Origin of the sequence: Streptomyces odontomachicola, assembly GCF_039605595.1 — a bacterium.
Classification (GTDB): Bacteria; Actinomycetota; Actinomycetes; order Streptomycetales; family Streptomycetaceae; genus Streptomyces.
On sequence record NZ_JBCFOK010000022.1, the window covers coordinates 98,832 to 110,486 of the forward strand.

7 protein-coding genes are annotated in these 11,655 nt (G+C 71.4%); 6 read left to right on the forward strand and 1 reads right to left on the reverse strand.

Annotation, left to right across the window (positions count from 1 at the left end; translation table 11 throughout):
- The first annotated feature begins 162 nt into the window (after nucleotides 1-162).
- The 5 genes from ABEE00_RS31865 to ABEE00_RS31885 are packed head-to-tail and all read left to right on the forward strand — an operon-like array spanning nucleotide 163 to nucleotide 8,234.
- A complete protein-coding gene (locus ABEE00_RS31865) occupies nucleotides 163-3,879 on the forward strand; it encodes a nitrate reductase subunit alpha (RefSeq protein ID WP_345749240.1) in 3,717 nt (1,238 codons plus the stop codon).
- Nucleotides 3,879-5,645, forward strand: coding sequence for a nitrate reductase subunit beta (gene narH, locus ABEE00_RS31870; RefSeq protein ID WP_345749241.1), 1,767 nt, complete (start codon nucleotides 3,879-3,881; stop codon nucleotides 5,643-5,645). The genes ABEE00_RS31865 and narH overlap by 1 nt, the downstream gene beginning before the upstream one ends.
- Nucleotides 5,642-6,295 carry a nitrate reductase molybdenum cofactor assembly chaperone gene (gene narJ, locus ABEE00_RS31875; protein ID WP_345749242.1) on the forward strand — a complete coding sequence of 218 codons (654 nt, stop codon included), beginning with the start codon at nucleotides 5,642-5,644 and terminating at the stop codon, nucleotides 6,293-6,295. Before narH ends, narJ begins: the two co-directional genes overlap by 4 nt.
- Nucleotides 6,295-7,014, forward strand: a complete 720-nt coding sequence (gene narI / locus ABEE00_RS31880) for a respiratory nitrate reductase subunit gamma (protein WP_345749243.1) — start codon at nucleotides 6,295-6,297, stop codon at nucleotides 7,012-7,014. The genes narJ and narI overlap by 1 nt, the downstream gene beginning before the upstream one ends.
- The gene (locus ABEE00_RS31885; protein ID WP_345749244.1) at nucleotides 6,996-8,234 is read left to right on the forward strand and encodes an MFS transporter; all 1,239 of its coding nucleotides are present in this window, start codon (nucleotides 6,996-6,998) and stop codon (nucleotides 8,232-8,234) included. The genes narI and ABEE00_RS31885 overlap by 19 nt, the downstream gene beginning before the upstream one ends.
- A gap of 398 nt (nucleotides 8,235-8,632) precedes the next feature.
- On the opposite strand, the gene ABEE00_RS31890 is transcribed toward ABEE00_RS31885, so the two are convergent.
- Nucleotides 8,633-9,784, reverse strand: coding sequence for a DUF5925 domain-containing protein (locus ABEE00_RS31890; protein WP_345749245.1), 1,152 nt, complete (start codon nucleotides 9,782-9,784; stop codon nucleotides 8,633-8,635).
- Nucleotides 9,785-10,189: 405 nt separating this feature from the next.
- On the opposite strand from ABEE00_RS31890, the gene ABEE00_RS31895 reads away from it, so the two are divergent.
- Nucleotides 10,190-11,530, forward strand: coding sequence for a GH39 family glycosyl hydrolase (locus ABEE00_RS31895; RefSeq protein WP_345749246.1), 1,341 nt, complete (start codon nucleotides 10,190-10,192; stop codon nucleotides 11,528-11,530).
- Nucleotides 11,531-11,655: the final 125 nt, after the last annotated feature.

Consider the following 11,655-nt stretch of genomic DNA (forward strand, 5'->3'; position numbering starts at 1 on the left):
GCCCCCGCTGACGCCCTGTCACCGCACGTCACCCGGGTGGTCCCGGCGAGCGCGTAAGGGGCCTGAACGGCTCTTAGCGTGACCGGAGACCAGCTCGTACCTTGCGGCTCTGCCCGGAGGGCAACGCCGGGGTTCCGGGCCTGTCCACGCCGAGGAGGGTCAGTGACAGCCAGTCCGAGCAGGGGTGCACCGGGTCTGGACGGCGCCGCGAGCGAACTGCTGCTGCGCACCGGGAGGTTCTTCACCCGGGGTGTCGTCTCCGGCGACCTGCGGACGGTCACGAAGGAGGGCGGGCGGGACGGGGACGTCTTCTACCGGGACCGCTGGAGCCACGACAAGGTGGTCCGCTCCACGCACGGCGTGAACTGCACCGGATCCTGCCGCTGGAAGGTGTACGTCAAGGACGGGATCATCACCTGGGAGACCCAGGAGACCGACTACCCCTCCGTCGGCCCCGACCGCCCCGAGTACGAGCCCCGCGGCTGCCCGCGGGGTGCCGCGTTCTCCTGGTACACCTACTCGCCCACCCGGGTCCGCTATCCGTACGTGCGCGGCGTCCTCCAGGAGATGTACCGCGAGGCGAAGCAGCGCACCGGCGACCCCGTCCTGGCCTGGGCCGACATCCAGCACGACGGCGAGCGGCGGCGGCGCTACCAGAGGGCGCGCGGCAAGGGCGGGCTCGTGCGCACGACCTGGGACGAGGCCGTGGAGATGGTGGCCGCGGCGCATGTGCACACGATCAAGAAGTACGGGCCTGACCGGGTCGCGGGCTTCTCGCCGATCCCGGCGATGTCGATGGTGTCGCACGCGGCCGGGGCCCGCTTCATGTCGCTGATCGGCGCTCCGATGCTGTCGTTCTACGACTGGTACGCGGACCTGCCCGTGGCCTCTCCGCAGGTGTTCGGCGACCAGACCGACGTTCCCGAATCGGGTGACTGGTGGGACGCGGCGTACCTGCTCATGTGGGGCTCGAACGTGCCGGTCACGCGGACGCCGGACGCGCACTGGATGGCCGAGGCGCGGTACCGGGGTCAGAAGGTCGTGGTGGTGGCCCCCGACTACGCGGACAACGCGAAGTTCGGCGACGAGTGGGTGCACCCGCACCCGGGCACCGACGGCGCGCTGGCCCTGGCCATGGGGCACGTGATCCTCAAGGAGTTCTTCGTCGAGCGGCGCACCCCCTTCTTCGAGGACTACGTGCGCCGCTTCACCGACCTGCCGTTCCTGGTGACCCTGGAGGAGAGGGACGGCGCGTACGTGCCGGCGAAGTTCCTGCGCGCCTCCGACCTGGGCGACGGCAGCGAGGGCGCGGAGTGGAAGACCGCGGTGCTGGACGGCGCGACCGGCATGCCGGCGGTGCCCAACGGTTCGCTCGGCTTCCGCTGGACGCAGGGCGGCGAGGGCCGCTGGAACCTCGACCTGGGGGAGACGGAGCCGCAACTGACGCTGCACGGGAGCGAGTTCGCGACCGGCGCCGAGGTGCTGCTGCCCCGCTTCGACACCGACGGCGGGGCGCACGGGCAGGGGCGAGGCGAGACCGTGCGGCGCGGCGTGCCCGCCACACGATTGGGTGGTCAGCAGGGGCCGCTGGTCACCACGGTCTTCGACCTGCTGCTGGCGCAGTACGGCGTCGCACGTGAGGGGCTGCCGGGGGAGTGGCCTGCGGGGTATGAGGATGCGAGCACCCCCGGCACACCAGCGTGGCAGGAGGAGCACACCTCGGTACCGGCGGCTCAGGCGGCGCGTATCGCGCGGGAGTTCGCGCGGACGGCGGAGAAGTCCGAGGGGCGCTGCATGATCCTCATGGGCGCGGGGACCAACCACTGGTTCCACTCGGAGACGATCTACCGGACCTTCCTCGCGCTGCTCCAGCTCACCGGGTGCCAGGGGCGCAACGGCGGCGGCTGGGCGCACTACGTGGGCCAGGAGAAGTGCCGCCCCGTGACCGGCTGGGCCTCGCTGGCCTCGGCCAACGACTGGTCGCGGCCGCCGCGGCAGATGATCGGCACCGCGTACTGGTTCCTCAACACCGACCAGTGGCGCTACGACCGCTTCACCGCCGATGTGATGGCCTCGCCGCTTGGTACGGGCGCCTTCGAGGGGATGACCGGCGCCGACTGCCTGGCGCTCGCGACCCGTACGGGGTGGATGCCCTCGTACCCGACCTTCGACCGCAATCCGCTGGACCTCGCCGACGAGGCGGGCGAGGCCGATCCGGTGGGCGACATCGTGAAGCAGCTCGCCGGAGGGCGGCTCGGCTTCGCCTGCGAGGACCCCGACGACCCCGCCAACTGGCCGCGCGTGCTGACGCTCTGGCGCGCCAACCTGCTGGGATCGTCGGCCAAGGGCGCCGAGTACTTCCAGCGCCATCTGCTCGGCACCGACTCCTCCGTGAGCGCCGAGGAGGCACCGGAGGAGGTGCGGCCGCGCGATGTGACCTGGCGGCCCGAAGCGCCCGAGGGCAAGCTCGACATGCTGCTCTCCCTCGACTTCCGCATGACCTCCTCCACGCTGATGTCGGACGTGGTGCTGCCCGCCGCCACCTGGTACGAGAAGCACGACCTGTCCAGCACGGACATGCACCCCTACGTGCACTCCTTCACCCCGGCGGTGAACCCTCCCTGGCAGGCCCGCTCCGACTTCGACGCCTTCCACGCCATCGCCCGCCGGTTCAGCGAACTGGCCCGCGACCACCTCGGGGTGAGGAGAGACGTCGTCGCCACGCCGCTCCAGCACGACACCCCCGGCGAGACGGCCCAGCCCGGCGGCGTCGTACGGGACTGGCGCGCGGGCGAGTGCGATCCCGTACCCGGCAAGACGATGCCGCAGCTCACCGTCGTCGAGCGGGACTACCCGGCGGTCGCCGAGAAGATGGCCACGCTCGGGCCGCTGGTGGAGAGGCTCGGGCTCCCCGCCAAGGGCATCGCGCTCCACCCGGACCGCGAGGTCGAGCAGCTCAAGCAGCGCAACGGCATCCGGCACGGCGGCCCTGCCGACGGGCGGCCCCTCCTGGACACCGCGGTCAAGGCGTGCGACACGATCCTCGCCCTGTCGGGGACCACCAACGGGCGCCTGGCGACCCAGGGGTTCCACACCCTGGAGGCCCGTACGGGGCAGGAGATGGCACACCTCGCGGCCGAGCACGAGGGCAAGCGGATCAGCTACGCGGACACCCAGGCGGCGCCCGTACCCGTGATCACCTCGCCCGAGTGGTCGGGCAGCGAGTCAGGGGGCCGGCGCTACACCGCGTTCACGCTCAACACCGAGCACCTGAAGCCCTGGCACACGCTCACCGGGCGGCAGCACTTCTTCCTCGACCACGACTGGATGCACGAGCTGGGCGAGGCACTGCCCGTCTACCGGCCGCCGCTCGACATGAACAGGCTGTTCGGCGAGCCGGAGTTGGGCCCGGACGGCGAGAAGCAGGTGACCGTCCGCTATCTCACTCCGCACAGCAAGTGGTCCATCCACTCCGAGTACCAGGACAACCTGTTCATGCTGGCGCTCTCGCGCGGCGGGCAGAGCATCTGGATGTCGCCGCAGGACGCCGAGGCGATCGGGGTGTGGGACAACGACTGGATCGAGGCCGTGAACCGCAACGGCGTCGTCGTGGCCCGCGCGATCGTCTCGCACCGCATGCCGCGCGGCACCGTCTACATGCACCACGCGCAGGACCGCACCGTGGCCACCCCCAAGGCCGAGAGCACAGGGAAGCGTGGCGGCATCCACAACTCGCTGACCAGGCTGATCCTCAAGCCGAGCCATCTCATCGGCGGCTACGGGCAGTTCTCCTGGGCCTTCAACTACCTGGGCCCGACCGGCAACCAGCGCGACGAGGTGACGGTCATCCGCCGCCGCGCGCAGGAGGTGACGTACTGATGGCGGGCCGGAAGGCGAAGCAGCAGCAGGGCCGCCGCGTGATGGCGCAGATCGCCATGGTCATGAACCTCGACAAGTGCATCGGCTGCCACACCTGCTCGGTCACCTGCAAACAGGCGTGGACCAACCGCGGCGGCGTCGAGTACGTGTGGTTCAACAACGTCGAGACCCGCCCTGGCCAGGGCTATCCGCGCCGGTACGAGGACCAGGACACCTGGCGCGGCGGCTGGGAGCTGAACAAGAAGGGGAAGCTCAAGCTCAAGGCCGGCGGCCGCTTCAAGAAGCTGGCGACGATCTTCGCCAACCCGCTGATGCCCAACGTCAAGGACTACTACGAGCCCTGGACGTACGACTACAAGAACCTCACCGAGGCCCCGCTCGGCGACGACATCCCCGTCGCCGAGCCGCGCTCGCTGCTCTCCGGCAAGCCCATGAAGATCGAGTGGAGCGCCAACTGGGACGACAACCTCGGCGGGTTCAGCGAGGTCAGCGACCAGGACCCGCTGGTCAGCAAGGTGCGCGAGTCCACGCAGCAGAAGGTCCGGGCCGAATTCGAAGAGACCTTCATGTTCTACCTGCCGCGCATCTGCGAGCACTGCCTCAACCCGTCCTGTGTGGCCTCCTGTCCGTCCGGCGCGATGTACAAGCGCAGCGAGGACGGCATCGTGCTCGTCGACCAGGACCAGTGCAGGGGCTGGCGCATGTGCGTCACCGGGTGCCCGTACAAGAAGGTCTACTTCAACCACAAGACCGGCAAGGCCGAGAAGTGCACGCTGTGCTACCCGCGCCTCGAGGTCGGCCTGCCCACCGTCTGCTCCGAGACCTGCGTCGGCCGGCTCCGCTACCTCGGGGTGATCCTCTACGACCCCGACAAGGTCACCGAGGCGGCCACCACGCCCGACGAACAGGGCCTGTACGAAGCCCAGTTGGACGTCTTCCTCGACCCCGCCGACCCCCAGGTGCGCCGCGACGCCGAGCGCAACGGCATCCCGCACGACTGGATCGCCGCGGCCCAGAAGTCCCCGGTGTACGCGCTGATCAGCACGTACAAGGTGGCGCTGCCCCTGCATCCGGAGTACCGCACCATGCCGATGGTCTGGTACGTGCCGCCGCTCTCGCCCGTGGTGGACGCGCTCACCGAGACCGGCAACGACGGCGAGGACGCCGACAACCTCTTCGGCGCCATCGACACCCTCCGCATCCCCCTCGAATACCTCGCCGAGCTCTTCACCGCCGGCGACACCGGTCCTGTCCGCTCCTCCCTGGAGAAGCTCGCCGCGATGCGCGCGCACATGCGCCGGGTCAACCTCGGCGAGGAGAGCGGCGTTTCCGAGGAGGAGGCCGCGCGGAAGGTCGGCATGACCGGGCGCGAGCTGGAGGAGATGTACCGGCTGCTGGCCATCGCCAAGTACGACGAGCGGTACGTGATCCCCACCGCCGCGGTCGGCGACGCGCAGAGGCTGGAGGAGACCGCGCTGCCCGACACGTGCAGCCTCGACTTCGAGGGCGGGCCCGGCATGGGCGGCGTTCCAGGCTCGGGTCCCGTGGGAGAGGAGTCCGGCGGCCCCGTACCCGTCGCCGTCGAGAACTTCCACGTCCTGCGCGACCGCCAGACCGCCGACGAGCCCGCCGACCCCACCAAGGGCCGCGTCAACCTCCTCAACTGGGACGGCAACGGACGCCCCGACGGACTCTTCCCGGAGACCCGGGCGGAAGAGGGCGGCGACAGACCCGGCGCCGCGCCCGAGGGAGGCGAGCCGCGATGAGACCGCGCAAGATCCCGTACGACGTCGAGCACCAGGCGGCGGCGCGCTGCCTCAGCTACCCCGACGCGCGGCTGCGCACCGACCTGCCGCTGCTGCGCCGCGCGCTGGAGGGCCGCCGCGGCGCACCGGCGCGGCTGCTGCGCGCCTTCCTCGACCACGCGGAGGCCAGCGGGCAGCAGGATCTTGAGGAGCACTACGTACGGGTCTTCGACTTCAAGAACCGGCGCTGCCTCCATCTGAGCTGGTGGACCGACGGGGACACCCGGCGGCGCGGCGAGAGCCTGGTCGCCTTCAAGGAGACCTACCGCGCGCACGGGCTCGACTTCCACGACACCGAGGAACTGCCCGACTTCCTGCCGGCCGTGCTGGAGTTCTCCGCGCTCGCCCGCACCGATGAACTGCTCCGCCGCAACCGTCCGGGCCTCGAACTGCTGCGGCTCTCCCTCGCCGAGGCGGAGACCCCGTACGCGGGTCTGCTGGAGGCCGTGTGCGGGACGCTGCCCGGCGCCTCGCCCAAGGACCGGGAGGCCGCGCGCGCGATGGCGCGGGGCGGGCCGCCCCAGGAGACCGTCGGCCTCGAACCGTACGGCGCCCCCGACGCGCCCGGATCCTCCTCCCGCCTCCTCCCGATCCTCACCGGAGAGCAGTGATGACCACCCTCCTGTGGACCGCCCTGCCGTACGTCGTCCTCGTGCTGCTCGTCGCGGGAACCGTCTGGCGCTACCGCTACGACAAGTTCGGCTGGACCACGCGCAGTTCGCAGCTCTACGAGTCCCGGCTGCTGCGCTGGGCCTCGCCCTCCTTCCACTACGGCATCCTGTTCGTCTTCGCCGGGCACCTGGTGGGCCTGCTCATCCCGCAGTCCTGGTCGGACAAGGTCGGCGTGAGCGAGCACGTCTACCACCTGTTCTCGCTGATCGGCGGCACCTTCGCGGGGGTCCTCACGGTGCTCGGCATCGCGCTGCTGATCTACCGGCGGCGCACCAACGGCCCCGTGTTCCGGGCGACGACCGTGAACGACAAGCTCATGTACCTGGTGCTGCTCGGCGCGATCGTCATGGGCATGTGGGCCAAGCTCACGCACGCGAGCGGCGACGGCTACAACTACCGGCAGTCGATCGGGCCCTGGTTCCGCAGCCTCTTCACGCTCCAGCCGGACACGGCCCGGATGGAGGGCGTGCCGGTCCTCTACCAGATCCACGTGGTGGTCGGCCTCGCCCTGATCGCGCTCGTCCCCTACACCCGGCTCGTGCACATCTTCAGCGCGCCCGTGCAGTACCTCTTCCGCCCGTACGTCGTCTACCGCAGCAGGGACGAGGGCAGGCTCGCCGCCCGTCCGGAACGCCGCGGATGGGAGCGTGTCCAGTGAACGCCCAGTCCACAGAGCCGAGTCCGGCTCCGCCCGTGCCCTCGGCCTCCGGGAAACCCGACCCGGCGGCCTACCGCAACCTCTTCACGGCCACGGCGATGTTCGCGCTCACCTTCTGGGCCTGGAACCTGATCGCCCCGCTCGGCTCCGACTTCGCCGCCGACCTGGGCATCGGCTCCTTCTCGCAGTCGCTCATGGTCGCCATCCCGGTGATCGTCGGCTCGCTGGGGCGGGTGCCGGTGGGGGCGCTCACCGACCAGTACGGGGCGCGGCTCATGTTCCCGCTGGTCACCGCGCTGACCATTGTGCCGGTGCTGCTGCTGGTCGTGGTGCAGAGCTCGTTCGCGGGGCTGATCGTGGTCGGCTTCGTGCTGGGGCTCGGCGGCACGACGTTCGCCATCGGGGTGCCGCTGGTCAACTCCTGGTTCCCGCCCGCGCAGCGGGGGTTCGCTGTCGGCGTGTTCGGGATGGGCATGGGCGGGGTAGCGCTGTCGGGGTTCTTCACGCCGCGCATCTACAAGCACGGCGACGGGCTTCCCTTCTACGTGGTCGCCATCGCCCTCGCGACGTTCGCCGTGCTCGGCTGGCTGCTGCTGCGCGACCGGCCCGACCGGCAGGTCCCCACGACCCCGCTCGGCGCGCGGCTGCGGCAGGCCGGCGACCTGCGCGTCACCTGGGAGCTGTCCGCGCTGTACGCGATCGGCTTCGGCGGCGTGGTGGCCTTCGGCGTCTACCTGCCCACGTACCTGAAGACCTGGTACGAGCTGACGCCCACGGACGCGGGGACGAAGGCGGCGGGCTTCGCGCTGGTCACGGTCATCTTCCGGCCCATCGGCGGATGGCTCTCGGACCGTGTGCACCCCGCCGTGGTCACCACCTGGGCCCTGGGCATCGTGGCGTTGTTCGCCATCGTCCAGTCCTTCGACCCCTCCCTGGCGCCGATGGGGACGCTCGCGCTGCTGGTGATGGCCGCGGGCCTCGGGACGACGAGCGGCAGCGTCTTCGCGCTGGTGTCGCGGGTGACGCCGCAGGAGCAGGTGGGGAGCGTGACGGGGATCGTGGGCGCTGTGGGTGGGCTGGGCGGCTTCGTGCCGCCCATCGTGATGGGCGCGATCTACAGCGCGAAGGGGTCGTATGCGATCGGGTTCATGCTGCTGGCGATGTTGGCGTTGGCCGGGTGTGTGTATGCGTATGGGCGCATGCGAGAGGCGGGCACGTAACCGCCCACTGAGGTGTGGGTTGCGGTCAAGTCCGGGGCTCTGCCCACCCGCCGTCCCGTACGAGGTTGCGGGCTGCGGTCCCGCCTGGCGGCCTCCCCCCCCACGAGGTTGTGGGCATTCGTTCCGCTGGGGCGGAACGGGTGGGCACAACCGGACTTGCGCCCCCGGCCTCCCGCAACCACGCACCCAACGGGGTCCGGGGCGCAGCCCCGTGAACGCCCGCGCCGAGCGCGGGACTTGGGTGCGCGGGGGCGGGGGCCTCGCGGCTGGCGGTTCCGGTGTGCCCGCCCGTTCCGCCCCAGGGGGCACCTCCCAGCGGTAGCTGGGGGAGGAACGCACGCCCACACCTCCGTAGGAGGAGACGCCGCGGCGCGCAGCGCCCACACCCAGACGCAAGGTCAGAGGTACATCCCCGCTCCCTCTCGGGGGCCCTGGGGTGGGAGGGAGGAGGGGGACGTGCCCTTGCGGAGGGCGAAGAGTTCGGCGAGGGTCGCGCCGTCGCGGCCCACGCCCTCCTCGGTGCCCAGCCAGCCGACCGCCTCCTCGCGCGTCAGGGCGCCGACCTCGATGCGGGCCAGGCAGCGCCCGGGACGGACGACCGCGGGGTGCAGCCGCTCCAGGTCCTCGTTCGTCGTGACGCCGACGAGGACGTTGCGGCCCTGCCCGAGCAGGCCATCGGTCAGGTTCAGGAGCCGGGACAGCGCCTGACCGGCCGCCGCCTTCGCCTCCCCGCGGATCAGCTCGTCGCAGTCCTCCAGCAGCAGCAACCGCCACCGCCCGTCGTCCTCCGCGTCGTCCGCGCCGATCGCCAGATCCATCAGATACCCGATGTTGGAGAACAGGTGCTCCGGATCGAGCACGCAGTCCACCTGGCACCAGTCGCGCCACGACCGCGCGAGCGTACGCAGCGCCGAGGTCTTCCCCGTACCGGGCGGCCCGTGCAGCAGGAGAAGCCGCCCGGAGATCTCGTCCGGCGTGACCTTCATCAGCTCGTCCATGGCGGTGGCCACCGGCGCCGTGTAGTTGGGCCGCACCTCCTGCCAGGAGCCGGCCGAGATCGTGCGCGTCGTGCGGCGCGGCCCGCGCATGGGGGAGTGGTACCAGAAGCCCATGCCGACCTTGTCGGAGTGCGGCTCCGGCTCGTCCTCCGCGCCGTCCACCGCCGCGTCCAGCTTCTCCTTCGCCAGCTCGTCGGAGACCGCGGTGACCGTGACGTCCGCGCCGTGGTGCCAGATGGAGACCAGCGCCGTCCAGCCCTCGCCCTCGCAGAGCGTGGTGACCCGGCCGTCGGCGCGCGCCTCCCGCAGCACCGTCGCGCCCGGCGGCAGCAGGGTGCGCCCCTTCTTGACGCGGTCGACCGAGTGGGCCCGCGAGTAGGGCTGCTGCCCCTTCGTGAACCGCCCCAGGAAGAGCGCGTCGATCACGTCCGAGGGCGAGTCGGTGTCGTCGATGGTCAGGCGGGCCTCGAGGGCGTCCTCGGGGCGGACGGGAGAAGTCAGGGGGTCGCTCCTGTCGGTCGGTGCGGAAAGCGGTCGGCGGTGCGCAGACATGCCGCCCATGATCCGGCATCGCGCCCGGATCGTGCACACCTGTTTCCCGAGCGCCCTGCCGGACCCGTACGGGATGGTGTACGGGGCCGGCGCACGGAGCCGTTGTACGGGGCCGCCGTGCCGGGCCGCCCGCCGCGCCGGGCCCTGTGCCAGAGCGGTGACGAAGCCGTACCCGACCCGTGCCACACCCCGCCCGCACCCCGCGCCACCTGCGAAGCCGCCGGGCCGTGAACCCCCGTTCCGCACACGTTTACCCAGACGTTCGAGCGGAACCGGCAAATCCGGGCATCCGCCTCGATACCCTGGCCCGGACGGTCACGCGGCGCGGGGGGAGAGCGCGGGCGCGCCGCGCGAGGAGGGGCTGCAGGTGGGGGACGTACGGCGATGAATGTGCAGAAGTCACGCATGGCGGGTCTGGCGGGCGCCGCCATCGTCGTGGCCGGGCTCATATTGGCCATGTGCGGCTTCCCCCCGGGGAGCTCCGGAGGCCAGGGCGGCGTCTTCGGCGACCCGACGCCGCCCACGGGCCGGCAGAGCGTCGACCTCGGCTGGGGCTTCACCCACACCGCGGCCAGCGCGGACGAGGGCGACAAGGGCGCGGTCGGCAAGGCGGACTCGCTGCTCGGCGACGTACGCCTCCCGCAGAACCAGCACATCATGGGCTGGGGCGCCGACAACCCCGAGCCGTCACCGGGGAAGTACGACTTCGCGGACCTGGACCGGCGGGTCGACCTCATGCGCCGCACCGGGCGCCCGCCCGTGATCACGCTGTGCTGCGCCCCCGACTGGATGAAGGAGGGCGGCGAGCCCGGCAAGACCGACTGGGGCGATCTGGAGGGCGCGCCCACGCCCCGGCACTACGCGGACTTCGCGCGGCTCGCGGCCACGGTCGCCCGGCGCTATCCGGACGTGCGGCACTTCGTCGTGTGGAACGAGCTCAAGGGCTTCTACGACGACCGCGCCGACCGCTGGGACTACGAGGGGTACACGCGCCTCTACAACCTCGTCTACACCGCGCTGAAGAAGGTCAACCGCAACAACCTGGTCGGCGGCCCGTACGTCGTGATGGACAGCGTCGGCCGCGCCAGCACCCACGCCTCGGACGTGACCGGGCCCTGGGGCGCGCTGGACCAGCGCTCGCTGGACGCGGTGGAGTACTGGAGCCGGCACAGGAAGGGCGCCGACTTCGCCGTGGTGGACGGCTCCAGCTACTCCATCGACGACCGGTACGTCCCGGACGAGTTCACCGCGACGCAGAAGTTCACCGCGGTCAGCGAGTGGGTGCGCAAGGTCACCAAGCTGCCGCTGTGGTGGAACGAGTGGTATGTGGAGACCGGCGACGAGAACGACGAGCGGGACGGCTGGAGCGAGCAGCACAGGCTCGCCGTGCAGGCCGCCGGCATGGCGGCGCTCGCACGCGGCGGCACCGAGACCGCCTTCTACTGGAACCCGCAGAACAAGGGCGGCAAGTGCGCCGGCTGCCTGTGGCGCTCCACGGAGCTGGGCGACGGCGGCGGCGAGCTGCCGATGATGGGCCTGCTGTCCCGCTTCGACAAGGAGTTCGGCCCCGGCACGCGCTTCCGGCAGGTGTCGATCGCCAAGGACGACCGCCCCAACGTGGTCGTCCTCGCCGACGACAAGGCGGTCCTGGTGGTGAACACCCTGGACCGCCGCATCGACGCGAAGATCGACGGCCGCAGCTTCCCGATGAAGGGGTACGAGGTGAAGTGGCTGTCGCGTAAGTAGGCGCCGCGGACGACGCGTTGAGGGGGTGGGGGGGCGCGGGCCCCCCCCCCCCCCGTTGGGGGCGCCGCGCCCCCCCAATCGCGCCACCGCCCGCCCCCCCCCCCCCCCCCCGACCCACCGCACCC